The sequence below is a fragment of the Paenisporosarcina sp. NPDC076907 genome (genome assembly GCF_050269735.1).
Taxonomy (GTDB): domain Bacteria; phylum Bacillota; class Bacilli; order Bacillales_A; family Planococcaceae; genus Paenisporosarcina.
Genome location: NZ_JBNNIX010000004.1, coordinates 195108 through 220169, shown reverse-complemented (window position 1 = coordinate 220169; position 25062 = coordinate 195108). Strand labels below are relative to the sequence as shown.

Genomic DNA, 25062 nt, shown 5'->3' with positions numbered 1-25062 from the left:
CCCTCCAAAATTGTTTTTTATATCATTGTTGCGCATGTTCACTGTATAGGTGGCAGGCAACAGAATGACCTGGTTCAACTTCTTCTAACTTTGGTACGATTTTTGTACAAACATCCATTTTAAAAGGACAGCGGGTATGGAATGTACATCCCGATGGAGGATTTGAAGGACTAGGAATATCTCCTTTTATAAGGATTTGCTCCCTTACAAAGTTCGGATCCGGAACTGGTACAGCAGACAATAAAGCCTGTGTATATGGGTGGAGTGGCTTATCATAAAGCAACTCACTTTCTGCAAGCTCGACCATTTTGCCAAGATACATAACCCCTACTCGATCACTTATATGACGAACAACCCCCAGATCATGCGCAATAAAGATATAAGTAAGATTTAATTCTTTTTGTAAATCCTGCATTAAGTTCAACACCTGTGCCTGAATCGACACATCGAGCGCTGAAACAGGCTCATCCGCGATAATTAGTTTAGGGTTTGTCATCAGTGCTCTGGCAATGCCGATACGCTGACGTTGTCCTCCGCTGAATTGATGTGGATAGCGTTTCGCATGGTAGCTGCTTAACCCGACAATCTCAAGGAAGTCATGGACTTTCTTTTTGCGCGTTTTCGCATCACCGATTCCATGAACAATCAAAGGCTCCTCCAAGATTTTCTCAATGGTATGTCTAGGATTTAATGAAGCATATGGATCCTGGAAAACCATTTGAATTTCCCGGCGTGCCTTTCGCATATCATCATTTGAAATACTCGTCAGTTCCTTACCATCAAAGACAACTTTTCCTTCTGATGGTTCTAGCAATCTCATAAGCATGCGGCCAGTAGTAGATTTTCCACAACCTGACTCGCCCACGATGCCAAGCGTTTCGCCTTTATTGACATAGAACGATACATCGTCAACTGCTTTTACATGCCCAGATACTCGACTGAGTATTCCTTTACGAATGGGAAAATACTTTTTAAGTCCTTCAACTTTCAACAAGGGTTCTGTCATGAGTAGATACCTCCTGATCTTCGTACAAGAAGCATCTTGTCTTGTGTACAGTTTCAGTTTGATACAATTCTGGATTCTGCGTTAGGCACTTGTCGAATGCAAATTCGCAACGTGCAGCAAAGCGACACCCCATATTTATGGAACCTGGTTTTGGTACATTACCAGGAATCGAATATAAACGTTGTTTTTTATACCGCATATCGGGCACGGATTGTAATAATCCTTTTGTATATGGATGTTGAGGATCTTTGAATATTGTTTGAACTGGACCTTCTTCAACAATTTGTCCAGCATACATAACAACGACTCTTTCACACGTCTCTGCAACAACACCCAGATCATGTGTGATTAATAGAACGGCTGTATTCAATCGTTCATTCAAGTCTTTCATCAATGCCAGGATTTGAGCTTGAATGGTTACATCAAGTGCAGTTGTTGGTTCATCTGCGATCAAAACTTTTGGATCGCATACGAGCGCCATGGCAATCATGACACGCTGCCTCATACCTCCTGATAATTGATGAGGATACTCTCTCATCAATTCGTCTGCACGAGGAAGACCTACTAGCGTCAACATTTCAATTGCACGAGCACTTGCCTGTTTTTTCGACCAGCCTTTTTTATGAATAAGAATAGCTTCCATCAATTGATTTCCTATAGTAAATAGAGGATTCAAAGATGTCATCGGCTCTTGAAAAATCATTGCTACGTCGTTGCCTCGTACATTCCGCATTTCTTTATCACTTAATTTAGTTAAGTCCTTGTCGCCGAAAAGTATTTTACCACCAGTAATTTTTCCTGGCGGGCTCGGTACTAACCCCATTATGGATAAAGATGTAACACTTTTTCCACAACCAGATTCCCCTACAATACCGAGTACTTCTCCTTCATGAACGGAAAAATCAATATTATCTACTGCGGGAATTACTCCGTCATCTGTGAAAAAGGATGTTTGAAGACCTTTTACTTGAAGAATCGCTTTACGTTCACTCATGATGTCCCTCCTTTTTCCTAGCATACGAAACGAAATAGTTTACTAGTATCATTGTTTCAGAAAATTCGATATGTTCTATATTATACAAACAATAATTATAATTGCAATACTTATTTTATAAGTCATACTTCTATTATTTTCATAAAAAAAAGGTTCTCCATTTAAGGAGAACCTTTCTAGTCGATATCCAGTTGTTGAACTTGAAATAAGTTGTAATATATTCCTTTAGATTGCATCAGTTCTTCGTGTGTTCCTTGTTCTTTAAGCTCACCATGATCAATAACAAAGATCTGATCAGCATGTGTGATGGTAGATAAACGATGAGCGACAATAATCGTTGTGCGGTTATGTGCCAATCGCTCTAAAGAGTCTTGTATCAAGGATTCACTCTCTAAATCTAGAGCAGAAGTTGCTTCGTCCAAAACTAAAATCGGAGGATTTTTCAAGAACACGCGCGCAATAGCCACACGTTGTTTTTGACCACCAGACAACTTAACTCCACGTTCCCCTACTTTCGTTTCGTACCCTTCCGGCAGCGATACAATAAAGTCATGAGCATTCGCAGCTTTTGCCGCTTCAATTACTTCGTCTTCCGAAGCGTCTGGACGTCCCATGAGTATATTTGCTTTCACCGAATCGCTGAACAGAATATTATCTTGCAAAACTATTCCAATCTGTTCGCGTAACGAATGAATTTTCACATCTCTAATATCTAGGTCATCTATTTTAACTGATCCACTTGTTGCATCATAAAAACGGGGAATCATGCTGATGATAGTTGATTTCCCACCACCACTCATACCTACAAAAGCGGCTGTTTGACCAGGCTCCACCGTGAAATTCATGTTGTTCAATACGAGATTATTTTCTTCTTCGTATCTGAAAGAAACATGATCAAACTGCAGCTTTCCTTTAATAGCCGGCATATGTTTAGCATTTGGTCCATCTTGAATATCGTATTTTTCATCCATCAACTCGAACACTCGGTCCATCGATGCAAACGCTTGTGTCAAAGTAGTAGAAGAACTAACCAATCGTCTCAATGGACTATATAGACGTTCGATATACGCGATAAATGCAACCATCGTTCCGACAGATAAATTCCCATGAATAACTTGATATCCTGCGTAGGCGATAACTAAAAGAGGTGCCACATCCGTTATGGTATTAACTACTGCAAAAGCTTTTGCATTCCATTTCGTATGATCAACAGCCTTTTCTAAAAACTCGCCATTTGCTTTATCAAAAATTTGCTGCTCATGTTTTTCGAGAGCAAAGCTTTTAATGATACTCATTCCTTGAACACGTTCATGCAAGTAACTTTGGACACCTGCAAGTGCCTGTGATCTTTTTCCAGTCAAATCTCTCAGTCGCCCGAAGAAGTATTTTACACTGAACGCATAAAAAGGGAATGCTAATAATGTGACTAGCGTTAATGGAACATCCATTGTCAGCATGATCGCAACAGCAATTAAAATCGTGGCTAAATCCAACCATAAATTCATTAACCCGATCATCACAAAGTTTTTGGTTTGTTCCACATCATTGATTACACGAGAAATGACTTCTCCCACACGAGTGTTCGAATAAAACCTTAAACTCAGTCGTTGCAAGTGACCATATAGCTCTTGTCTTATGTCATACAATATTTTGTTACTGACAAGCTGCGCATAGTATTGACGGTAATACTCAATCGGCGGTCTCACAATAAAGAAAACGAGCGCCGTTCCACCAAGCCAATAAAATAATTGACGAGTTTTCTCGGCATCCGTCATTGTATCAACAGTAACAATATCGTCAATCACAATTTTAATTAGTAATGGTATAAATAAAGGAATGGCAAATTTCAGAACTCCAATGGCAACCGTGAGAACAATTTGCCACGTATATGGTTTAACAAACTTCATGTATCTTTTCGTACTACTCATCCGTACACTTTCCTTTCCAAATGAAAAACCTGTTGGGATTCAACAGGCATCATTTACTCACGTATTCTCAGTTGCTTGTGAAATAGGTAACGGTTTGTCCACACCTCGATAAAATCTGGTGCAAATGGTCCTTTGCGTTGTTTAATCCAGCTAATTAGTTTTTCCACATTACGATGTAATATCGTATCAATAACCTCAGGATAATTCATTTGTTGTTTATGATCTTCAAATTCATCTTCGTCCAAAATGGTATACGTCATATCTGGGAAGACTTTAACATCTAAATCGTAATCAATGTATTTTAAAGATTGGTTATCGTAAACGAATGGTGAACTGATATTACAGTAATAGTACACACCATCTTCACGCAACATACAAATGATATTGAACCAGTGTTCAGCATGGAAATAACAAATCGATGGTTCCCGAGTTAACCAAGTGCGACCGTCTGACTCGGTTACGAGCGTTCGTTCGTTCGCGCCAATGACAATATTCCTTGTCCCTTTCAGAACCATTGTTTCTTGCCAGACGCGGTGGATTTTGCCGTTATGCTTGTAGCTGTGGATCTGAATCGTTTCTCCTTCTGCTGGTATTGACATGGATAAGCCCACCTTTTCGTCAAAGCACAATATATATATAATCTTGCATTGTGTACTCATTATAACAACCAATTTACAAAAACTGTAGCAAAAAAAATCAGCGAAGGCATAAGCCCTCGCTGATTGGTGGTGAATAACATTATTTTGTTGAATTATTGTTGCGGTTTGCTTGTGGACCAGAAGCATTGTTTTTCTTCTGAGCAGATTGTTGATTGCGTTGGATCACTTCATTTACATCAGTTTCAGAAGCGAACTCTGTACGGTAGTTACCTTGTGTACCAGTTGTTTTTTGCGCAGATTGTTGATTGCGTTGGATCACTTCGTTTACATCAGTTTCAGAAGCGAACTCTGTACGGTAGTTACCTTGTGTACCTGTCGTTTTTTGTGCAGATTGTTGATTTTGACGACGTACCTCTGCAGCGTTTGTTGGTTGGTTGTTGTTTTTGTTTGGCATGAATTTTCACCTCCATGCTCATTAATGTGTGCAATTAGGGAAAACTTATGCCAACAAAAAAATTTTTTTACATGACGATTGATCGTCCGCCATCTACAATGATGGTTTGTCCGCGAATCATATCCGAACCATCCGAAATTAAGAACATGGCTGTCTTGACCATATCTTCGATTTCAACCATGCGTCCTGCAGGTGTGTTTTTCCTTGCGTCATCCAATAACTCTTCGCGATTAGGGAAATGTTTTAATGCATCCGTATCAAGCGCTCCACCGGAAACCGTGTTTACTGCAATTCCTTTAGCCGCAAGTTCAACTGCTAAATAACGTGTAATGGATTCAATCGCAGCTTTGGATACACCGACAGTCGTATAATTTTCCAAATAACGAATGGAGCCCAATGAGCTAATTCCTACGATTTTGCCGCCGCGATCCATCAGTTTTGCTGCTTCTTGAGCACCAAAAAGCATGGCTTTAGCATTAATATTCATCGTCCAGTCCCAATGAGATTCTTCCAATTCCATTACTGGTCGAAGCACACCAGAAGCGGCATTGCTTACAAATACGTCCAGACGACCAAATTCTTCACGAATTGTTTCAAACATTGCTTTTAATTTTTCAATATCACCTACGTTTGCACGTACTAGTAGTGCTCTCTGCCCTAGTGCTTCAATTTCTTTCACTGTTTCAAGTGCTGCTGTTTTACTGCGTGCATAGTTTACAACAATATCATATCCGTTTTTTGCAAGTTCAATCGCAAGTGCTTTTCCAAGTCCTCGGCTGCTTCCTGTAACGAGTGCCACTTTGTTTGCTGTCATTGTCATTTTCCCCTCTCCATATATGCCTGCCAGATTTTCAACATCGGGACTGGCATCGGAACTTCTTTGATTTCTTCTATTGTTAACCACTTACAAGTTTCCGACAGACTTGTTTCAACTCCATGTCCAGAGAAACTATTCATCTCCCATGTTAAATGAGAAAAGACATGTTTGAAAGAACCTAAATCCATTTCTTTTGTAAAATGTATTCCATATCGATTTTGCAATAGTGGAATAGTCTCTTCACCTTTAATGATTTGTTCAACCATTGGGAATTGCCACATGTTCGCCAACAGTCCCGTTTCAAGTCTTTTTTCCATAAGAAATTGTTTGCGATCATTTTGGGCAATATAAACATCATAATGTTGTGCTTTCGTTTTTTTGTTTTTCGTCTTTATTGGCAAGTCATTTTGTTCACCTGCATAAAAAGCAGCACAATTTTCCCGAACAGGACACAACAGACACTTTGGCGATGTTGGTGTACAAATAGTAGCCCCGAGTTCCATTAACCCTTGGTTAAACGATGATGGATCCTGAGGGTCAATGATTTCGGTAACTGCTTGTTCAAAAGTTTTTTTCGTTTTCGGTTTTGCTATATCTTCTTTAATTAAAAGGACCCGCGAAAGTACACGCATGACATTCCCATCAACGGCATGTTCAGGTCTCCCGTATGCAATACTCAATATTGCACCAGCAGTATACGGTCCAACACCTTTCAGTGTAGATATCTCATCTCTTGTTGATGGTACAACACTGTTATAAGTCTCAACCACTTCCCTTACGCCTGCTTGCAAATTTCGAACACGGGAATAATAGCCGAGACCTTCCCACTGCTTCAATAATTTTTCTTCTTCGGCATTCGCCAATTCTTCAATTGTAGGAAAAGCTTCAATAAAACGATTGTAGTATGGGATGACCGTTTCCACTCTTGTTTGTTGAAGCATGATTTCTGAAACCCATATTTTATAGGGATCTGATGTTTCTCTCCAAGGAAGATTTCTTTTTTCTTCTAAGTACCAGTCGATTAACGATTTACGAAATTCAAATTTGTTGAATTCATTCATACTTTTCACCTACATTCTCGTTGATTACATGCTCCCCAATTCGGGTATACCAAATTGTAGAATGCAAGGAATCTCGGAAGTCTAACCGTTGTTATTTTATCAAAAATATCTTATGATGAACAAAATTATTCGGGCAGTCTCCGTTCAAAGGAGTTGATACAGTTGGATACAGGTACTCATGTTGTCATGGGAATCGCGTTAGGTGGACTAGCCATGATTGACCCAGTGGTCGCTGAGCATTCTTTGACTGCGACAGCTGTAATTGCCGGGACAATTATCGGATCTCAAGCTCCTGACGTAGATACAGTTTTGAAATTAAGAAATAATGCGGTATACATTCGCCACCATCGCGGCATTACCCATTCAATTCCGGCTGTATTATTATGGCCACTCGCAATTTCGGGTGTCCTTCATTTAATCATGCCTGGCGCTGATTTTCTACATTTATGGTTATGGACATTCATTGCCGTCTTTTTGCACGTTTTCGTGGATATCTTCAATTCATATGGAACCCAAGCACTTCGCCCCTTCTCAAATAAATGGGTAGCACTTGGCGTAATCAATACGTTTGACCCCATTATTTTTGGTCTGCATGTGGTTGCCTTGATGTTCTGGGCATTCGGAGCTAATCCGGTTTACACAATGCTTATATTGTACGCAATCGTATTTGTTTATTATTTACTACGATTCGCAGTCCAGCACGCGGTCAGACATGCGGTCAAAAATACAATTCCGACAGCAGATGAAATTATCATCGCTCCAACCATCCGTTTTTTCCAATGGCGTATTGCAGCCATTTCTAAAACGCATCACTATGTAGGAAGAGCATATGGACGTTCCATTAATATTTACGATCGTTTTGACCGTAAAACAATTCCAGATTCTCCTCTTGTAAAAGCTGCTCTCAAAGACAAGAATTTACAAGCTTTCATATCATTTTCTCCTATTTATCGATGGGAAATCACTGATCATGATCACATTCACGAAGTACGTCTCATTGATTTGCGCTACCGTAGTAATGACTACTATCCATTTGTGGCAGTTGCCCATTTAAATGAAGAGTTGGAAATCGTCAATTCGTATACCGGTTGGATATTCAGTGAAGAAAAACTCCACAAAAAATTAGATTTCATTTCAGATTAAAAAATACACGACAAATTTTGTCGTGTACTTTTTTTATTGTAGATTATCATCGTCCACTTGTAATAAATGGGCATATTTCGGATTGTTCCCTGCGAACTCATGAATCCGTTCGCCGTAGCTTTCAATCCATTGACGGATTACTTTTTCGGTTACTTCAGACCCTTTGTAATCATAGCCCGCTTTTGCATAAGAGGACTCAAAATCTGACCATAATAACTCGATCCATACACGTGCTTTTGAAACAGACAGCGACTCATTCTTTGCCGCAAGTTCCTGTACTAATTGTTCGATTTGCTGTTGCATTTATTTTCCCTCCTTCAATGATTTCAACATGGATATCGGCAATGCTTCTGTAAATTTCTCCCCACCAAGTCGGTAACCCCAGGCAAAACGGCCTTTTAAATAATCTACTTGGAAAAATACGCCTGGATCTCCTTCAATACGGTACATTTCTCCAGGTACGATCGACGACGGATCTACTAAATATGCTTGAGCCATAATTGCTTTTCGCTCCAGAACAGCATATTCATTTACATGACCAAGCTGACTTGCCTTTCTTGCCTGCTCCAATAAATTGGCAATGGCTTGGCGTAACTCCTGCTCAGTCATTTGACTATATTTTTTTTCAGTTACCATCTTCTTCGAGCTCCTTTTTTTCAATAAACATTTCGATTTGTTCTGCAGGAAAACCTTTTACATACAAGGCTTGCTTTACTCTGCGCTTACGATCAAATCCGGTATATTTCGAAGAAAATATCCGCCATATTTTATCTCCCTGATCGGCAATCATTTCTTCCCATTCTTCAGGTTCTGTTTCAAATTCTATATCTTCAATTGCTTTGCTTATAATGGCATATGAATAGCCCTTGCGCAATAAGGTGTCTTGAATTTTTTGCTTCACTTGCCTTGGCGTTTTGGAAGAATGCTGATTGGCTATTTTTTCTGCTAATCCTTGCGCAATTTGAGCTTGGTCTTCTTCCGTATACGTTTCTAGCACTTCTTCTTGAAGGGATTTATCAATTCCTTTTTTCTTCAGTTCCTGTTGAATCGCTCGCGGACCTTTTTTGCCTGTTTTCTTTTGCGTTTCAAGTAATGCCTTTGAAAAAGATTCGTCGTTTAAAAAATCTAATTGATACAATTTTTGAATGGCTTCCAAAACAACGGCTTCTCCGTATTCAGCATCAAGCAACTTCTTTTTAACTTCATGTTCACTACGCATGCGGAAACTTAAAAAATGAAGGGCTTTGTTAAAGGCTTTCCGGACTTCGTCGTCATAAACGATTTCATCTCTTTCCCAATCTTCCAGCACTTTACCTTTAGACAATTGGTACTTGATCAGCAGAGATTCATCTACTGCAAAAGCGTATTTTTCTTCTAGATAAACATTATAACGTTCGGGATTATTTTTTTGACGCATTATCTTTGTAATTACTGACACTTAACTCACCTCATTGTTCAAGTATACACGTAATTAGAGGCACATTCATTTGCGTACACTTATGGAAGAAAGGGTATTATACATCTAATAGGTTATATAAAGGAGGAATCATAAATGAAAGTAGCGATTACTGGAGGAAGTGGATTTGTCGGGCAGGAAATTACAAAGCAACTAACTGACAAAGGTCATGAAGTGTATATTTTGACGCGTTCCGATAAAAAATCGGACGGCTCGGTACATATGATTAAGTGGCTTGCAGATGGGGCCAAACCGGAAGAACATTTGGATGGAATGGATGCATGGATCAATCTAGCTGGTGCTTCTATAAATGAAGGACGTTGGACGCCGGAACAAAAACAAAAAATTTATGATAGCAGAATGAAAGCAACGGATGAAGTTCTGCGTATTTTTAAAGCAGTGTCAACCAAACCTTCTGTCTTGGTGAATGCAAGCGCAATTGGCATTTACCCTCCATCTGAACAAGCAACGTATACCGAACACTCTTCGGCTCGCGGGTCGGATTTCCTCGCAAAAACCGTTGAGGACTGGGAAAGTAAAGCAACTGAAGCGGAACAATTAGGAACACGTGTGGCTGCTGGACGGTTCGGCATAGTCCTTGGAAAAGACCAGGGTGCTCTTCCTCTTATGGCATTGCCTTATAAAATGGGTGTTGGCGGAAAAGTTGGAACAGGAGAGCAATGGGTTTCTTGGGTTCATGTAGCTGACGTTGCCAAAGCAATTCTATATGTCATTGAGAATGAAGATTTTACAGGTCCATTCAATTTAACTGCACCCGATCCAAAGCAAATGAATGATTTTGGGGAGATTTTGGGGGAAGTATTGCATCGACCTCATTGGATTCCTGTACCTTCCATCGCATTGAAACTTGTACTTGGCGACAAGAGTCAACTTGTATTGGAGGGACAAAGAGTCATTCCTGATAAATTACTTACGCATGGATTCAAATTCACCTATCCTGATTTGTATCGGGCACTTGAAAATATTTATGCATAAGATTATTGAGACAACGCAACCTATCTGAAAAGAAAGGTTGCGTTTTTTATGATATGGAAACATACAGTAGGCATCATTGCCTCTTGTGCAATATTAATTTTGGGCATCTTGTTGAATCCATTTCAAGTAGATGCAGAATCTCTATTTTGGGGATTCCAAAAATCAAAACAAGAAAAACAAGCTCAAGCTGGAAGTGCATTTGACGAGCTCCTAAAAAAATATGGTGCTTATTACAAAGGTTCTCCCGACGAAAAAATCCTATACCTGACATTCGACAACGGCTTTGAAAATGGCTATACCGCTTCTATTCTCGATACTTTGAAAAAAGAAAAAGCACCTGCCACATTTTTTCTGACAGGTCATTATGTAGAAAGCGCTACGGACCTAGTAAAACGCATGGTGAAAGAAGGACATGAAATCGGAAACCATTCATATGGTCACCCGAATATGGCCAATTTATCTGAAGAACGAATGAAAGAAGAGTGGCAGAAATTCGATCGAATTCTCGAAGAAAAAACAGGCGTCAAGAAAACACGCTTTGCTCGCCCACCTGAAGGGGTTTTCAGTGAAAAATTACTTGCCTATGGAAATGAACTCGGCTATCGCCATATGTTCTGGTCAATCGCGTTTGTTGATTGGCACGCTGATCGACCACAAGGTAAGGAATATGCTTATAACCATTTGATGAGTCAACTTCATCCTGGGGCAATCATATTGATGCATACGGTTTCTCCAGATAATGCCGCGGCATTACCTGATTTTATTCGTGACGCAAAAGCAAAAGGCTATACATTCTCATCGTTAAACGCATTGGTCAATGAAGCAACTGAATTCCCGTTGTCTTTTCATTAACTCGTCTGTCCTATATACTGTAGAAACCAGTAGTAAAGGACGTGAAACCATTTGTCTCAACAAAACATTATCGAAGTCGGCCAAAAATTCCCGCTGACCATCAAACGCCTTGGCATTAATGGAGAAGGCATTGGCTATTATAAGCGCAATGTCGTCTTCGTTAAAGGGGCCCTTCCAGGAGAAGAAGTGACCGCTCAAGTACAGGTAGTCAAGCGCAATTTTGCTGAAGCGGTTATTCTTAAAATCCGCAAAGCCTCACCTCACCGTCAAGAACCACCCTGCCCCGTTTATGAAGCTTGTGGCGGGTGTCAATTACAACATATGACTTATGAACAACAACTGAAAGAAAAACGCGACATGATTGTTCAATCACTTGAACGTTACGTAAAAGACATAGCGAACGATATTGAAGTCCGACCGACAATCGGCATGGAAAATCCTTGGCATTACCGAAACAAGAGTCAATTCCAGGTACGTAAAGATGGCAAGCGAGTAAAAGCTGGTCTTTTTGCGGAAGGAACACATCAGTTACTCGATATCGATGAATGTATCGTACAACACCCACATACAACGCTTGTGACGAATGCAGTAAAACGAATTCTCGAAAAGCTTAAAATACCGATCTACGACAGCGAAACTGGTAATGGTCTGGTGCGTACCATTGTTGTGAGGACTGGTATTAAAACCGGTGAAATTCAGTTAGTACTTGTAACTACACTTGCTGAAATGCCGAAGCGCCAACTTCTCATCGATAAATTGGCAGAGATCGATCCTGCCATTGTCTCGATTGTCCAAAATGTCAATCCGAAACAAACATCTTTAATCTTTGGTGAACGTACGATAGTTCTTCATGGCAAGAAAACACTGCACGAAGAATTAGGCGAACTTTCATTTGATCTATCAGCCCGTGCATTCTTCCAATTGAACCCGGCTCAAACCGTTCGTTTATATAACGAGATTAAATCTGCCGCAGCACTTACAGGTCAGGAAACCGTTGTAGATGCCTACTGTGGTGTAGGAACCATTGGATTATGGTTAGCCGATCAAGCAAAAGAAGTACGAGGAATGGATATCATTGCGGATAGTATTTACGATGCTAAGAAAAACGCAGAGAAAGATGGATTTACACATGCAACCTACGAAACCGGAACTGCTGAAGAATGGCTTGCCACTTGGAGTCGTGAAGGATTTTCTCCTGATGTCCTAACAGTGGATCCACCTCGTACTGGCTTAGCTGACAGTTTGTTGCACACGATTTTAAACGTGCGACCAAAGAGATTTGTCTACACGTCATGTAACCCATCTACGTTAGCGAAAGATTTAAGCGAATTACGTAAGGTTTACAATATTGTTTACATCCAACCTGTCGATATGTTCCCTCAAACGGCTCAAATCGAGAGCGTTACGTTGTTGGAGAGAAAATAACTTGTAGGTTATTTGGAGTTGCAACGGTTTTATATGGGGTTGGATAGCATTTAATTGGTGTTGCAGTGAGGATATCTGGGGTTAGAAGCCATTTAATTGGGGTTGCGGTAAAGATGACTGGGACTGGATGTAATTAACTCTGACTTGCAGCGACTCCTCCTCAAAAACATCTTTTCAAGAAGCTTATTTATCCGCGAAGGATAGAAGATATTCTTAGACATATTAAAGCATGCTCAAATTGAGCGTGCTTTTTCTTTTTGTTTAAAATGAAGGATTATTATTTTTCATTCTAGGGAATAAAGACAATAAGTTACGAAAAAGAAAAAAGCTAAATTGGATAGATGGAGGAATTGCTATGAAGTGGAGAGGTCGAGGGCAAAGTGCGAATGTTGAAGATCGCAGAGGAATGGGTGCCGGTGGAATAGGAATTGCCGGCGGTGGAATTGGTCTTGTTATCGTTATTATTATGACGTTATTAGGTGGCGGTGGTCCTGGCGACATTCTGAATAATATCCAAGGAAACGATACGAACCAAACTGGAACTTACGAAGAAACCGAACAGGAAAAAGAACTGGCTGACTTTGTTTCCGTAGTTCTGGCAGATACCGAAACTGTCTGGAGCGAGCTTTTCAAAGAGGCTGGGACTGAATACCAGGAACCAGTCATGGTTCTTTACAATGGTCAAGTCCAATCCGCTTGTGGCGCTGCTGGCTCATCTGTTGGACCATTTTATTGTCTGGGAGATTATAAACTTTACATTGATTTAAGCTTCTATGAAGAATTGAATAAGAAATTCCAAGCCCCTGGTGACTTTGCAATGGCCTATGTTGTTGCCCATGAAGTAGGTCACCACGTTCAAACCCTTTTAGGTACAAACAAAGAAGTAATGGCACTGCGCAATAAAATGAGCGAAGAAGAGTTTAATCAATATTTAATTCGACTTGAGTTGCAAGCCGATTATTATGCTGGCGTTTTCGCCCATTACGCAGAAGGCGAAGGATATTTAGAAGTTGGAGATATCGAAGAAGCGATTACAGCAGCAAGTGCAGTAGGCGATGATAATATTCAAAAGAAAACGCAAGGTTATGTCGTGCCGGAAAGTTTTACACATGGTACTTCAGAGCAACGCATGAAATGGTTCAAAAAAGGATATGAAGCAGGAACAATTGAAGACGGTGACACGTTTAAAGCAAAAGATCTATAAAGGCCTACTAACTGAAAACAGCCTGTCCTTCGATATCAAATCGATTGGACAGGCTGTTTTTTCGTTTTTACTAAACTTAATATACTTAATGTTAACAAAAATATGGCAATGAGCCATAAAAAGCTGAAGCCTTCAAAGTATTCAAGAAACACTCCGCCCAAAAATGGTCCAGTTAAACTCCCGATACTGAAGAAAATGCCACATAGTAAATTTCCTGTCGGCAACAAGGCTTTAGGCGTCATATCAGCCATGTAAGAAATCCCAAGTGAAAATGTGGAGCCGACGAATAATCCTGCAAGTAAAAATGCACCGATCAGTGTCAATACATTATTCTCTAAAAGCGCTGCTAAACTAAAGGAAAATGCGCCGCCAAATAACGAAAGTAACACCACTTTCTTTCTACCGATTCGATCACTCAGAGCACCTAAAGGTAACTGTGATAGAATTCCTCCCGTTGAAAATGCAGCTAATATGATGGAAACCATGGATACGTTGACATCACTGCGAAGCGCATAAACAGGGAAAATCGCATGCAAACTGGATTCCAAAAAGCCGTAACTAAACGGAGGAATAAAAGCTACCCATGCAAAACCGATTGTTGCGCCAAAGCGTGCCCATGTTCCTCGCATGGTGGATGTTTCATGCATATGCCCAGGAAAATCATTATCGATGAACAAGACGAGTGACCATGCTAACATACATAAAATCCCTGATATGATAAACGGCAAGCCTTCGTAAATTGAGACAAGCGGTAAAAATAAAGGACCTGCTGCGAAACCAATCCCAAATGACAAACCGTACAAAGCGATATTACGTCCTAAGCGTTGTTGGGGTGAAAAGCTGGTTATCCATGTTTGAGTCGAAAAATGGAGTGCATGGTCCCCTATTCCAATAAATAATCGAAGTATAAACCAGAAAATTACACTTTTCCATAATGGAAATAATAGCAATGACATAAAAACCAATATTCCACCGACCATGATAACTGGCTTGTAACCAAATTTGCGAAGCGGCTGTTCCATAAACGGAGAAATTAAAAGCGTTCCGATATATAGACCGGTTGCATTCAAGCCGTTCAATGATGAAGAAAGTCCATCTTGTTCGAAAATGACAGATATGAGTGGTAACAACATTCCTTGGGAAAAGCCTGATATCGAAACAATGACCACCAATATCCAAAATCTTCTTTTTTCTAAAGCTGTAAACTGATTCATGAAGGACCTCCTGCGTACGGGTTGAAATCATGTTCATTCCAACCAAGTTTCGGTACAATTCTATCATATAGGAGGGATTAGCGTTGAAATATGTGATGACAGAACATGGTTTAGAGACAGAGTTGGAGTTTGGAAAATTAACAATCTCGGGTGATGAAACAAAAGGATTTAGACCATATCAATTATTGGTATCTTCCCTTGTAGGTTGTAGTGGAGGAGTCCTGCGAAAAGTGTGCGAGAAAATGCGCATGCCGATTGAGGATATGGAAATCGAAGTATTGGAAGTGTTACGCAACCCCGAGGAAGCAAGTCGGCTCGAAAAAGTGCATATTCATTTCAAATTGAGAGGCAATCAACTTGAAGAAGCAAAAGTGGAAAAAGCAATGATCTTGACGAAGAAAAATTGTTCAATGGTTCGTTCTGTTGACCAATCAATTGAAGTCGTGGAAACGTTTGAACTTATATAGACAATGTCAAAGGCTCAGTCGATGATCTGCGAACAGATGATTGGCTGAGCCTTCTAAATATCACTAATATCCAATTGAGTATTCATAAATCGATTCACGGCTATTGTGCCGGTGAAATGTTCGAACCCCCTCCTTCTAACCGATTGATTGGTTTCGACTATTCACTACGGCCTCCCCTCTCTTGTTGAAGTAAGTTAACTTTAACACGTTAATTAACTTTTGTAAATATTCAAAATACATTAAATATTAAAATATCTCTTAAGTCCTACTGACAGTTGAAAATTCATGGCATATGGGCTACGATGTAAGTGTAAAGCGAGGTGGCTCACATGGGCAAGTCAATTTCAAATAAAGACCAACAAGTCACATACTTAAAAGAACGCCTTCACATTTTCTTAGAAGTATTAGATTCAATTGAACCAGAAACGACTGAACTTGAAGATATTGATCGCTTGATTGCGATGATGGACGACTTAGAAGAAAAGATGGAACAATTTAAAAACCGTCCAGAATGATTTTACGGAGAGTGCCTAATTATAGGTACTCTCTTTTTTATGTCTATTTAGAAAAGCCGCTTTAGTTCTTGCGCGAACGTTTTTTGTCCAGTCAGAATCTGTTTCTGTCCAGTCAGTCCCATTTTCCGTCCAGTCAGAAGCGATTTTCGTCCAGTCGTGAACTCTTTTCGTCCATTCACATTTTTTTCAACTTCATTCGATCTCCAATACCTTCTTTAGCATTAATTCATCCAAGCCCCTCTTCCTTCTTTATGTGAGCTTCCCTATCTCTGTTGTCTATTCATACACAATTTCCTTCCATTCAATCTTACAAATCATTTTAATCCCCTCCTTTCCAAACGATACCCACTCCTTTTTTTAGCCAACCGAAAAGAGTATAATGAAAAATGGAATTATGACTAAGCAATGTATGAGAGGGGTCTACACACATGTATTTAGAAACATTGGAAAAAAGCATATATGATTTAATTACTGAAACGTCAACAAATTTACCGAAAGACGTTCGTCGTGCAGTCCGTAAAGCAAAAGAAGCAGAAAATGCAGGCACTCGCGCTGCGATGAGTTTAGATACAATTACCAACAATATTCAAATGGCGGACGATAACGTTTCCCCTATCTGTCAGGATACTGGGTTGCCTACTTTTAAAATCAAAACCCCAATTGGCGTTAACCAACTCGAAATAAAAGCGGCAATCAAACGTGCAATGGTAACCGCCACGAAAAATGGTAAACTACGTCCTAATGCAGTAGATTCTTTAACCGGTGAAAACAGTGGCGATAACTTGGGCGAAGGTGTACCAGTTGTGAAGTTTGAACAATGGGAAAAAGATTACATAGAAATGAAGCTGATCCTAAAAGGTGGCGGATGTGAAAATAAAAACATTCAGTACAGCCTTCCTGCTCAACTTGAAGGAATCGGCAAAGCTGGACGTGATCTGGATGGCATTCGCAAATGTATTCTTCACTCTGTTTATCAAGCACAAGGTCAAGGGTGTTCAGCAGGATTCATTGGTGTCGGAATCGGCGGCGACCGTTCTTCTGGATATGACTTAGCGAAAGAACAATTATTCCGTTCTGTAGAAGATGTGAATCCTAACGCTCAATTGGCTGAACTTGAGGAATACATTGTAGAAAAAGCCAATACACTTGGCATTGGCACAATGGGCTTTGGTGGAGAAGCTACTTTACTAGGTTGTAAGATTGGTGTCATGCACCGTATCCCGGCAAGTTTCTTTGTTTCCGTAGCTTACAACTGTTGGGCTTACCGTCGTCTGGCGATTAACATTAACCCTTCAACTGGTGAAATCAACGAATGGCAATACCAAGAAGGCGAAAAAGTTGAGTTCAAAGACCAAGGTGCAGACCAGTCTGCTGAAGAAGCAGCTTCTCGTATTGTGGAATTGCGTGCGCCTATCAGTGAAGAAGAAATTCGCCAGTTAAAAGTCGGCGATGTTGTAAAAATCAGCGGCATGATGTATACAGGCCGTGACGCAATCCATAAATATTTATCTGAAAATGATGCTCCACTGGACCTGAATGGCCAGATTATTTATCACTGTGGTCCGGTTGTTTTGAAAGACGACGAAGGAAAATGGCATATTAAAGCCGCTGGTCCGACTACTTCCATTCGAGAAGAGCCTTATCAAGGCGATATCATGAAGAAATTTGGTATCCGCGCTGTAATGGGTAAAGGCGGCATGGGTCCAAAAACGCTTGAAGCACTTAATGAACACGGTGGCGTATATTTAAATGCAATCGGTGGAGCTGCTCAATACTATGCGGATTGTATAAAAGGCGTAGAAGGCGTTGATTTAATGCAGTTCGGAATTCCTGAAGCAATGTGGCATTTACGCGTAGAAGACTTTACAGCAGTTGTAACAATGGATTCGCATGGCAACAGCTTACATGCTGATGTGGACAAATCATCACTTGAAAAATTAGCTCAATATAGCGATCCTGTATATAAATAATTCATTTGATTGCCCGTTTGCAAACCTCTATGTTATAATGATTATAAATTAATAAATATTCTAATAAATGCTGGTATTCCCTATGGGAGTGCCAGCTTTTCGTACATTTTAGGGACTGTGATATTGAATTTCATTATCAGGAGGAATGTAAATGGAAGCAATAGAACACAATATTTCAACGATATTGACCAGTCGGATTAAGCCACATGCCGAATTAATTGCAGCACTTCTATCTGGTTTACTGATTGTAATCGCTTGGTTTGTTGGTAAAGGTGAGGAAAGTTCCCTATCCATATCTTTGTATTTAATCGCTTTTTTGATTGGCGGGTATGCAAAGGCTAAGGAAGGCATTTTACACACCGTTCGCCAGAAAGAATTAAACGTTGAGCTCCTAATGATTTTTGCCGCAATTGGCTCATCGATTATAGGCTATTGGACCGAAGGCGCTGTCCTTATTTTCATTTTCGCATTAAGTGGCGCATTGGAAACGTACACGATGAATAAAAGCCAACGCGAATTAACTGCATTAATGAAGTTACAACCTGAAGAAGCATGGCTTCTGGATGCAAACGGTCAATCCAAGCGGGTTGCTGTTAAAGACTTGCAAATTGGAAACCGACTACTTGTTAAACCTGGTGAACGAATTCCCGTAGACAGCATAATTATTAATGGAAATTCTTCGGTTGATGAAGCCGCAATCAGTGGGGAATCCATTCCAGTATCAAAACATGCTGGCGACAATTTATTTGCCGGTACCGTTAATTTAGATGGTGTTCTGACTATCGAAATGAACAAATCAAGCAGTGAATCGCTCGTCCAAAAAATTATTGAACTTGTACAGTCGGCACAAAGCGAAAAATCACCAGCTCAGCAATTTATTGAGAAGTTTGAGGGAAGATACGTAAAAATCGTTCTAATATCTGTGGGAATTATGATGTTTCTTCCCCACTTTCTATTTGACTGGGATTGGACAACGACTATTTACCGGGCTATGGTATTGCTTGTCGTGGCCTCCCCTTGTGCACTAGTTGCTTCAATAATGCCAGCAACCCTTTCGGCCATTTCCAACGGTGCGAAAAATGGATTGTTATTTAAAGGCGGCGTGCATTTAGAAAATGTCGGTTCCATGAAAGCAATTGCACTTGATAAAACGGGGACACTTACGCAAGGAAAACCCGAAGTTACCGATTTTATTGTTCGTGATGGAATGGATGACATTTCAGTCCTTACGACTTGGGCAAGTATTGAATCACAATCAACACATCCACTTGCACAGGCATTTACTAAATTTGCTTTAGATCAGGGAATCGTTACATCCCCCATTTCAAATATGAAAGATGTGCCTGGTTGGGGTATAAAAGCTATGGTCGGCTCAATGGAATGGAAGATTGGAAAACCGAGTTTCGTCGGCACCGATGTAGCGAATGAATTTCATGATGGCATATCCTCCATCTTGGCCAACCAAGGAAAGACCGTCGTTTTTGCTGCTGATGACGATGGAATCATTGCCATTGCAGCATTAAGAGACCAAGTTCGGTTAGAAGCGAAGGAAGCCAACACTTTATTACGTGAATCAGGCGTTTATACCATCATGCTGACGGGCGACAATGAACGAACTGCCAAAGTGATTGCAGAGGACGCGGGAGTGGACCATTATATTGCGGAATGTTTGCCTGAAACAAAAGTAAGCCATATGAAAGAACTTCTCTCAAAATACGGGAATGTCGGAATGGTTGGCGACGGCATCAATGACGCCCCTGCTTTGGCAACTGCCACAACAGGAATTGCTATGGGTGAAGGAACGGACGTTGCACTGGAAACTGCCGATGTTGTTCTGATGAAAAATGAATTAGCTCGGATTAATTATGCGATCCAGTTGTCCCGTAAAATGAATCGAATTGTTAAGCAAAATGTCTTCTTCTCAATTACGGTTATTTTCATCTTAATTATCAGCAATTTCTTTCAAGTCATCAATTTACCTTTAGGTGTCATTGGGCACGAAGGCAGTACGATTCTCGTGATTCTGAATAGTTTGCGTCTACTCAATCGAAACATATAAAAAGCAGGAGCGTCTAAACGACAGCTCCTGCTTTTTTCATAGCTGATTTTTCTTTTCTTTGCTGCATTACCGCGTTAATTTGTCCCCCAACCATTAAAATAGTTCCGGAGAAATAGAGCCACATCATCAATACGATGATTCCACCGATACTTCCGTAAGTAGCAGAGTAATTTGCAAAACTACTAACATAGAAAGAGAAAGCCAGAGATACGAGAATCCATCCTAGCGTAGCAAAGATTGCACCAGGTATGACACTCTTTAAATACAATTTGCGGTTCGGTGCAATCCAGTATAACAACATGAATACAACAAATATCATGACAGGTGGAATGGTCCATCTAATATTATTCCAGACGGTCAAGAATCCTTGTTCATAGCCAAGATACGAGAATATAAAGGTGCCGATTTGTTCTCCAAAAATCGGTAAAACAAGTGCTACAACAAATAACATAATAAGTAATAAAGTGAATATGACGGATATCGCTCTTGCAACAATGAAAGGTCTCGTTTCTTCAAGATCATACGAACGATTCAACGACTTAATCAGTGCGTTCATCCCGTTTGAAGCTGACCAAATGGTTGCTAGAATCCCGATTGATAACAAGCCACCATTGCGGTCGCTAAGAACTTCATCTAAGGTACCATCAATCAGTTTGTATACATCGTCCGGGGCATATGTACGCAAAATATGAAAAAGCTGGTCCTCTTGTAAATTTAAATACGGCAGTAATGTCACCAGGAAAATCATTAAAGGAAATAACGCTAATAAAAAGAAGAAAGCCAATTGTGCGCCAAGAGCCGTTACATCGACATGCTGAATGCGTGCCATCAACTCTTGAAAGAATCCTTTTGATGTCGTGACATCAAAAGGATGTTTAGGTTCTTTGTTTTTCTTTTTAAATTGCATTAATTTCAATTTGCTTAAAAAACTCGATGAAGAACGTTTGTTTTGACTACCTCTAGGTTGAATTGGTCGATCTTCATTAGCCATGCCATCGTTCCTTCCTTAAGAGAATTTTTTCTCTTCGTATACATGCTCAGGTAATACTGGCATCGTAAATTCATCTTCTCCGTCTTTTACAATTGTTTTGTATTCTTCTTTAGAATGTTCAAAAGCTTCTTTCGTATCAACAACCAACGTTTTCACTTGTGGTGTCAACGTTTTCAGCTCTTCCACTTTACCTGATAAATATTGAGCATCTTGGGAAAACTGATTGTAAACCGTTTGTAGTTTATCGGCTGTTTCCTGTAATTTCATTCTAAGGTCTTCACGGTTCTTCGAGTAATATTTCACGTCGGAAGATACTGTTTTCAACTTATATTTAACCTCTTCACGTGTCGCACGATCAAGTAAACTCATTCCCGCTCCTGCCAATGCTCCAACAACCATGCCTTTAAATAATTTACTTTCATTCATTATAAAAACCTCCTAAGTAGTAATAATCATTGTGCTTTAATATACCCAACTCTCTCCTCATTAAAACAACATTTGTATTGGATTTGACAATCTTTCTGTCCCGTGAAATGATTAATCATATTGTTTGAAAGGCAGGAATCCCAAATGAACTTGACTCAACCATCACAAGAAAATGTGGAATACATGATTGAACAAATAAAAGAAAAACTTCGTATGGTTAACGTGGATGCTATGAAATCTGAGCATTTTGATGACTCACAATATGAAGATTTACACTATTTGTACACAATGGTCATGAAGCGTGATACATTCAGCCCAAGCGAAATGCAAGCCATCGCATCTGAATTGGGATCATTACGTAAATAATTGATACATGAAACCTCTAGTCTTGTGGACTAGAGGTTTTTTTGTATTGAACAGCATACCAGCTTCCTTCTCTGATCACAGTGTGTATGCCTAATGAAGTTAATTTTGCTTCAGTTCCCCACTCTTCCAACTGCTCTTTATGTGGTAAAGGATGCAAGTTTTCAAATGAATGGAAGAAACTATTGAATGCAGCGACAAATGGCGGACTTTCCTGGCCACCTGAAATCGGTGTAATAACGGATAACACACCATCGTCATTCAACCACTCAGTCAAACGGTTAAATAGCTCCTGTCGTTTCTCTGGTGGGATATAATGAATAATATTGTTCATTAAAATTAAGTCATACTTCTGAGTCGGTTCATATTCCCAAAGATCACCTTGTTCAATGGATACATTATCGAGTGAAGCCGTTAAATTTTGTGCTGTTTTAGCGACTGAATCACTCACTTCAATACCCTTGAAACTGGAATTCGGAAAACGTTCAGCTAAACGTTTTATGTAACCACCTTCTCCACATCCAATATCCAGCACGTCTTGTGTGTCATGATCTTTAAGAAGTTTCGCAATTTTCGGCAACGCAATGACTTCCAGTAACCGACTCGTTTGGGCAACTGTGTCTGCATGCTTTTCTTCATCAAAATGGTTTCGTGTCTTCTTGCGCATCATCTCTGGATACGTAAGCAAACTAGGTATATGTAATTCCATCATTTCTTTTAAGATAACACCTGAAGAAGATTCGTTTTTAGGTCGAGGAAGTTTCCACATCGGACCCGTTTTATATCGGTTTCGGCTTAATGGTTTTAAATGACCAATTGACACGCCAACATTAACCCATTGATTAAGCAATGGTTCATCCACTTGATAAGCATCTGCAACATCTGCAGCCGTCACGCCACGTTCGAATGCTTTAAATAAGTCTAGTTCATACCCTACATATGCATGCCAGGAATATAAAAATGGGACATTTCTTTTCATCCACATTCGTGCTGTAAACATCTTCATCACATCAATCATCGTATATACCTCCCCATTTTTATCTCTTTTATTTACATACACCTTCGTTTTTATCTATAAACCTTTCGATGTGCTACGACAGTCCTTTCCACTTCCACGGATAATCATCTTCCGCCGAAAAAAGCTTCATTTCTTTTTTGTCATTTGGCAGCTCTTTCTTTCTGGTCGGCATCACGCCTCCTTGAATAAAGCGGTCCCGAACAGACTCTTTCCACATCCCTAACCCAGAAACATTTAGCATTTGCTTGAAATGCAGGACAGGGTCTTCTTCCATTCGTTCGAAAGTTTTACTTCGAAGCCAACTGACTGGTTGAAAAGGAAATGAATAGGCCAAGGCGGATAAATGACTTAATTGAATCAGATATTCCGAGCGTTCCATTCGAACATTTTCGTAATGCTTCAGATTCGATGGATTCAATGAAGAAGTCTTGTACATATCCACCAACAGTTCTCCTAAAATATCAGCATCCTGAATAGCCATATTCATGCCTTCACCTGCCATAGGATGAACCGCATGTGCAGCATCACCGATAATCGCTTTATTGCCTTTCACATAAGAATCCACATGATACATGATGGGAATCATCAACTGTATTTTCGACCAGTCTTCAAGCTTTTGAACATAGCCATCTATGGAAGGCGCTAGTTCTGTATACAATTTATGAAAATGATCGATTGGCTTTTCTCTAATTTTCTTATAATCCCCCGCTGGTATTAAGTAGACGGACCGCACTTGATCGTCAGGTAAAGGAAATAGCCCTAAAAATCGATTGTAGCTTGAAAATATTTGCCCGCCGACAAAATTTGTAGGTCTTGGGAAAGTGACCGTAATAAAGTGATGATTATATTTGATTGGATCTACTTTTATTCCCATGGCCTGGCGTGTGACCGAAGCTCTTCCTTCTGCACCTATGAAAAATTCCGCTTCCACTTTAAATTGTTCTTTGCCTTTTTGAACCGTAGCGGTCGTGACATCCATTTCTTTACATGAGGCCCCATTAAAATAATGGAAATTTGGGTATTTCTCCGCTTCTTGCCGTATGATTTTCTTTAATATTTCATGGTGTATCATAAACGCTGCATTATATTTACCGGGGATGACGGTGTAATCCATAAACGACTGTTCTTTTACTTTCAATGATTTCGACAGTTCAACTAAATCGAGAACTTCAATAATCTGGGCATTCGATTCAACTTCGTCATACACTAGCAAGCCATCAAAAATTTGCATACTTTTTGGTTGCAGCAATTCCCCTTTATAAACAGGTTGTTTACCTGGTAATTTTTCAACCATTACAACATCAATGCCAGCTCGTACAAGCTTTAAAGCAAGTGTTAACCCGCCAATCCCTCCACCAGTAATAAAAACGTCCGTCTTCATGCGAATCCCCTCCTTCCTATTAAGTTCCTCTAATACTGATATGCAAAACTTTTGAGTATATAAAAAAACACCATTCTATATTGAACGGTGTTCTTAGACTTATTAAATATTAATAATAAGGAGTGCAGGAAAACTGTCTGACGATTGCTTCTGAAATCTCATCTGCCATATGGAGTGCCTGTAATTCAACGAGGTCGAATGTGTTAATGGAAGCTGTATGATTCTTTTGTAGCAAATAAGTCGTCTCCGTTTTCAACAATTCCAAATGCTTATACATCATTTCCTGCATATCCTGTTTTGAAATAAACGGATTGATCGCGCTTAAAAATTCAGCAATATCGTCCGCATTGGCGTACCATTTTTTATCAATGGCTTCAAAGCTTTTCGTATCCCCTGCCTTGGCTGCTTTCACCAAATCCGCTGCAAGGACCAAATGTTCTTTTATTAACTCACTATATCGGTCACCCGCTTCCTTCCCGTAAAAAGGAACGAGTGCATCTCCCATTTCTGGAGCGTTACGCAACAATCTTGCTAGCACCATATCGAGATCAGGTGAATCATTAATCAAAGCGATGACGGCTGCTCTTGTCCAATAAACATGCTGTGACCATAGTAAACGCATCGTATTACGCAATTCCAGTTCTGCACGGCTTAGACAAGGATCGACTTGGCCAACGTATGGATTGAAATTCTGATACATTACATTACCTCCCATTGTTTTCT

General features: G+C 39.9%; 26 protein-coding genes. 10 read left to right on the top strand and 16 right to left on the bottom strand.

The window, feature by feature from the left end:
• Positions 1-22: 22 nt before the first annotated feature.
• The 7 genes from ACQKEV_RS14160 to mutY form a co-directional block, all read right to left on the bottom strand.
• On the bottom strand, positions 23-1006 hold the full coding sequence (locus tag ACQKEV_RS14160; RefSeq protein ID WP_427447079.1) for an ABC transporter ATP-binding protein: 984 nt from the start codon (positions 1004-1006) through the stop codon (positions 23-25).
• A complete protein-coding gene (locus ACQKEV_RS14155; RefSeq protein ID WP_427447076.1) occupies positions 981-2000 on the bottom strand; it encodes an ABC transporter ATP-binding protein in 1020 nt (339 codons plus the stop codon). The genes ACQKEV_RS14160 and ACQKEV_RS14155 overlap by 26 nt, the downstream gene beginning before the upstream one ends.
• A 176-nt stretch (positions 2001-2176) precedes the next feature.
• On the bottom strand, positions 2177-3928 hold the full coding sequence (locus tag ACQKEV_RS14150) for an ABC transporter ATP-binding protein (protein ID WP_427447073.1): 1752 nt from the start codon (positions 3926-3928) through the stop codon (positions 2177-2179).
• A gap of 53 nt (positions 3929-3981) precedes the next feature.
• The gene (gene ntdP / locus ACQKEV_RS14145; RefSeq protein ID WP_269926076.1) at positions 3982-4527 is read right to left on the bottom strand and encodes a nucleoside tri-diphosphate phosphatase; all 546 of its coding nucleotides are present in this window, start codon (positions 4525-4527) and stop codon (positions 3982-3984) included.
• A 139-nt stretch (positions 4528-4666) separates the two neighbouring features.
• Positions 4667-4981, bottom strand: coding sequence for a gamma-type small acid-soluble spore protein (locus ACQKEV_RS14140; RefSeq protein WP_427447071.1), 315 nt, complete (start codon positions 4979-4981; stop codon positions 4667-4669).
• A 67-nt stretch (positions 4982-5048) separates the two neighbouring features.
• Positions 5049-5795, bottom strand: a complete 747-nt coding sequence (gene fabL / locus ACQKEV_RS14135; RefSeq protein WP_427447068.1) for an enoyl-[acyl-carrier-protein] reductase FabL — start codon at positions 5793-5795, stop codon at positions 5049-5051.
• Between the two features lie 2 nt (positions 5796-5797).
• Entirely contained in the window at positions 5798-6859 is a 1062-nt protein-coding gene (mutY, locus tag ACQKEV_RS14130) for an A/G-specific adenine glycosylase (RefSeq protein WP_427447066.1), read from the bottom strand.
• Positions 6860-7021: 162 nt separating this feature from the next.
• Between mutY and ACQKEV_RS14125 the strand changes: the two genes are divergently transcribed.
• A complete protein-coding gene (locus ACQKEV_RS14125; protein ID WP_427447064.1) occupies positions 7022-8002 on the top strand; it encodes a metal-dependent hydrolase in 981 nt (326 codons plus the stop codon).
• A gap of 33 nt (positions 8003-8035) precedes the next feature.
• On the opposite strand, the gene ACQKEV_RS14120 is transcribed toward ACQKEV_RS14125, so the two are convergent.
• From ACQKEV_RS14120 to recX, 3 genes are read right to left on the bottom strand one after another with little or no spacing between them, the layout of a single operon-like run.
• Positions 8036-8305 carry a YfhJ family protein gene (locus tag ACQKEV_RS14120; RefSeq protein ID WP_427447062.1) on the bottom strand — a complete coding sequence of 90 codons (270 nt, stop codon included), beginning with the start codon at positions 8303-8305 and terminating at the stop codon, positions 8036-8038.
• Complete coding sequence (locus ACQKEV_RS14115) at positions 8306-8638, bottom strand: YfhH family protein (protein ID WP_427447061.1); 333 nt, start codon at positions 8636-8638, stop codon at positions 8306-8308.
• The gene (gene recX / locus ACQKEV_RS14110; protein ID WP_427447059.1) at positions 8628-9440 is read right to left on the bottom strand and encodes a recombination regulator RecX; all 813 of its coding nucleotides are present in this window, start codon (positions 9438-9440) and stop codon (positions 8628-8630) included. Before recX ends, ACQKEV_RS14115 begins: the two co-directional genes overlap by 11 nt.
• A 114-nt stretch (positions 9441-9554) precedes the next feature.
• Here recX and ACQKEV_RS14105 point away from each other — a divergent pair, with 114 nt between their 5' ends.
• The 4 genes from ACQKEV_RS14105 to ypfJ all read left to right on the top strand — a co-directional run bounded on the left by ACQKEV_RS14105 (position 9555) and on the right by ypfJ (position 13935).
• A complete protein-coding gene (locus ACQKEV_RS14105; RefSeq protein ID WP_427447058.1) occupies positions 9555-10454 on the top strand; it encodes a TIGR01777 family oxidoreductase in 900 nt (299 codons plus the stop codon).
• Positions 10455-10502: 48 nt separating this feature from the next.
• A complete protein-coding gene (gene pdaA, locus ACQKEV_RS14100; protein WP_427447056.1) occupies positions 10503-11306 on the top strand; it encodes a delta-lactam-biosynthetic de-N-acetylase in 804 nt (267 codons plus the stop codon).
• A gap of 51 nt (positions 11307-11357) precedes the next feature.
• Entirely contained in the window at positions 11358-12731 is a 1374-nt protein-coding gene (gene rlmD, locus ACQKEV_RS14095; protein WP_427447053.1) for a 23S rRNA (uracil(1939)-C(5))-methyltransferase RlmD, read from the top strand.
• 355 nt (positions 12732-13086) lie between these two features.
• Positions 13087-13935: a KPN_02809 family neutral zinc metallopeptidase gene (gene ypfJ, locus ACQKEV_RS14090; protein WP_427447050.1), complete on the top strand. Its 849-nt coding sequence runs from the start codon at positions 13087-13089 to the stop codon at positions 13933-13935.
• 35 nt (positions 13936-13970) lie between these two features.
• Here ypfJ and ACQKEV_RS14085 read toward each other — a convergent pair whose 3' ends face one another.
• Positions 13971-15149 (bottom strand): MFS transporter, encoded by a 1179-nt coding sequence (locus ACQKEV_RS14085; RefSeq protein WP_427447048.1) that lies wholly within the window; start codon positions 15147-15149, stop codon positions 13971-13973.
• An 83-nt stretch (positions 15150-15232) separates the two neighbouring features.
• Here ACQKEV_RS14085 and ACQKEV_RS14080 point away from each other — a divergent pair, with 83 nt between their 5' ends.
• From ACQKEV_RS14080 to ACQKEV_RS14065, 4 genes are all read left to right on the top strand, one after another.
• Positions 15233-15616, top strand: coding sequence for an OsmC family protein (locus ACQKEV_RS14080; RefSeq protein ID WP_427447047.1), 384 nt, complete (start codon positions 15233-15235; stop codon positions 15614-15616).
• A gap of 329 nt (positions 15617-15945) precedes the next feature.
• Positions 15946-16131: an SE1561 family protein gene (locus tag ACQKEV_RS14075; protein ID WP_016429246.1), complete on the top strand. Its 186-nt coding sequence runs from the start codon at positions 15946-15948 to the stop codon at positions 16129-16131.
• A gap of 428 nt (positions 16132-16559) precedes the next feature.
• Positions 16560-18101, top strand: coding sequence for a fumarate hydratase (locus ACQKEV_RS14070; protein ID WP_427447046.1), 1542 nt, complete (start codon positions 16560-16562; stop codon positions 18099-18101).
• Between the two features lie 151 nt (positions 18102-18252).
• Positions 18253-20160 (top strand): heavy metal translocating P-type ATPase, encoded by a 1908-nt coding sequence (locus tag ACQKEV_RS14065; RefSeq protein WP_427447045.1) that lies wholly within the window; start codon positions 18253-18255, stop codon positions 20158-20160.
• A gap of 13 nt (positions 20161-20173) precedes the next feature.
• Here ACQKEV_RS14065 and ACQKEV_RS14060 read toward each other — a convergent pair whose 3' ends face one another.
• Both ACQKEV_RS14060 and ACQKEV_RS14055 read right to left on the bottom strand, forming a co-directional pair.
• Positions 20174-21151 carry a YihY/virulence factor BrkB family protein gene (locus ACQKEV_RS14060; RefSeq protein WP_427447044.1) on the bottom strand — a complete coding sequence of 326 codons (978 nt, stop codon included), beginning with the start codon at positions 21149-21151 and terminating at the stop codon, positions 20174-20176.
• Positions 21152-21166: 15 nt separating this feature from the next.
• Entirely contained in the window at positions 21167-21577 is a 411-nt protein-coding gene (locus ACQKEV_RS14055) for a YtxH domain-containing protein (protein WP_427447043.1), read from the bottom strand.
• Positions 21578-21721: 144 nt separating this feature from the next.
• Between ACQKEV_RS14055 and ACQKEV_RS14050 the strand changes: the two genes are divergently transcribed.
• Positions 21722-21943, top strand: a complete 222-nt coding sequence (locus tag ACQKEV_RS14050) for a DUF1128 domain-containing protein (RefSeq protein ID WP_269926093.1) — start codon at positions 21722-21724, stop codon at positions 21941-21943.
• A 16-nt stretch (positions 21944-21959) separates the two neighbouring features.
• On the opposite strand, the gene ACQKEV_RS14045 is transcribed toward ACQKEV_RS14050, so the two are convergent.
• From ACQKEV_RS14045 to ACQKEV_RS14035, 3 genes are all read right to left on the bottom strand, one after another.
• The gene (locus ACQKEV_RS14045) at positions 21960-22958 is read right to left on the bottom strand and encodes a class I SAM-dependent methyltransferase (RefSeq protein ID WP_427447041.1); all 999 of its coding nucleotides are present in this window, start codon (positions 22956-22958) and stop codon (positions 21960-21962) included.
• Between the two features lie 73 nt (positions 22959-23031).
• Positions 23032-24339 carry an FAD-dependent oxidoreductase gene (locus tag ACQKEV_RS14040; protein ID WP_427447039.1) on the bottom strand — a complete coding sequence of 436 codons (1308 nt, stop codon included), beginning with the start codon at positions 24337-24339 and terminating at the stop codon, positions 23032-23034.
• A gap of 109 nt (positions 24340-24448) precedes the next feature.
• Positions 24449-25039: an acetylglutamate kinase gene (locus ACQKEV_RS14035; RefSeq protein ID WP_427447038.1), complete on the bottom strand. Its 591-nt coding sequence runs from the start codon at positions 25037-25039 to the stop codon at positions 24449-24451.
• Between the last annotated feature and the right edge of the window lie 23 nt (positions 25040-25062).

Bases quoted from the DNA above. Each gene is read 5' to 3' on its own strand.
- ACQKEV_RS14160 (WP_427447079.1), bottom strand. From the start codon at position 1,006: ATGACAGAACCCTTGTTGAAAGTTGAAGGACTTAAAAAGTATTTTCCC.
- ACQKEV_RS14155 (WP_427447076.1), bottom strand. From the start codon at position 2,000: ATGAGTGAACGTAAAGCGATTCTTCAAGTAAAAGGTCTTCAAACATCC.
- ACQKEV_RS14150 (WP_427447073.1), bottom strand. From the start codon at position 3,928: ATGAGTAGTACGAAAAGATACATGAAGTTTGTTAAACCATATACGTGG.
- ntdP (WP_269926076.1), bottom strand. From the start codon at position 4,527: ATGTCAATACCAGCAGAAGGAGAAACGATTCAGATCCACAGCTACAAG.
- ACQKEV_RS14140 (WP_427447071.1), bottom strand. From the start codon at position 4,981: ATGCCAAACAAAAACAACAACCAACCAACAAACGCTGCAGAGGTACGT.
- fabL (WP_427447068.1), bottom strand. From the start codon at position 5,795: ATGACAGCAAACAAAGTGGCACTCGTTACAGGAAGCAGCCGAGGACTT.
- mutY (WP_427447066.1), bottom strand. From the start codon at position 6,859: ATGAATGAATTCAACAAATTTGAATTTCGTAAATCGTTAATCGACTGG.
- ACQKEV_RS14120 (WP_427447062.1), bottom strand. From the start codon at position 8,305: ATGCAACAGCAAATCGAACAATTAGTACAGGAACTTGCGGCAAAGAAT.
- ACQKEV_RS14115 (WP_427447061.1), bottom strand. From the start codon at position 8,638: ATGGTAACTGAAAAAAAATATAGTCAAATGACTGAGCAGGAGTTACGC.
- ACQKEV_RS14105 (WP_427447058.1), top strand. From the start codon at position 9,555: ATGAAAGTAGCGATTACTGGAGGAAGTGGATTTGTCGGGCAGGAAATT.
- pdaA (WP_427447056.1), top strand. From the start codon at position 10,503: ATGATATGGAAACATACAGTAGGCATCATTGCCTCTTGTGCAATATTA.
- ypfJ (WP_427447050.1), top strand. From the start codon at position 13,087: ATGAAGTGGAGAGGTCGAGGGCAAAGTGCGAATGTTGAAGATCGCAGA.
- ACQKEV_RS14085 (WP_427447048.1), bottom strand. From the start codon at position 15,149: ATGAATCAGTTTACAGCTTTAGAAAAAAGAAGATTTTGGATATTGGTG.
- ACQKEV_RS14075 (WP_016429246.1), top strand. From the start codon at position 15,946: ATGGGCAAGTCAATTTCAAATAAAGACCAACAAGTCACATACTTAAAA.
- ACQKEV_RS14070 (WP_427447046.1), top strand. From the start codon at position 16,560: ATGTATTTAGAAACATTGGAAAAAAGCATATATGATTTAATTACTGAA.
- ACQKEV_RS14065 (WP_427447045.1), top strand. From the start codon at position 18,253: ATGGAAGCAATAGAACACAATATTTCAACGATATTGACCAGTCGGATT.
- ACQKEV_RS14060 (WP_427447044.1), bottom strand. From the start codon at position 21,151: ATGGCTAATGAAGATCGACCAATTCAACCTAGAGGTAGTCAAAACAAA.
- ACQKEV_RS14055 (WP_427447043.1), bottom strand. From the start codon at position 21,577: ATGAATGAAAGTAAATTATTTAAAGGCATGGTTGTTGGAGCATTGGCA.
- ACQKEV_RS14050 (WP_269926093.1), top strand. From the start codon at position 21,722: ATGAACTTGACTCAACCATCACAAGAAAATGTGGAATACATGATTGAA.
- ACQKEV_RS14045 (WP_427447041.1), bottom strand. From the start codon at position 22,958: ATGATTGATGTGATGAAGATGTTTACAGCACGAATGTGGATGAAAAGA.
- ACQKEV_RS14040 (WP_427447039.1), bottom strand. From the start codon at position 24,339: ATGAAGACGGACGTTTTTATTACTGGTGGAGGGATTGGCGGGTTAACA.
- ACQKEV_RS14035 (WP_427447038.1), bottom strand. From the start codon at position 25,039: ATGTATCAGAATTTCAATCCATACGTTGGCCAAGTCGATCCTTGTCTA.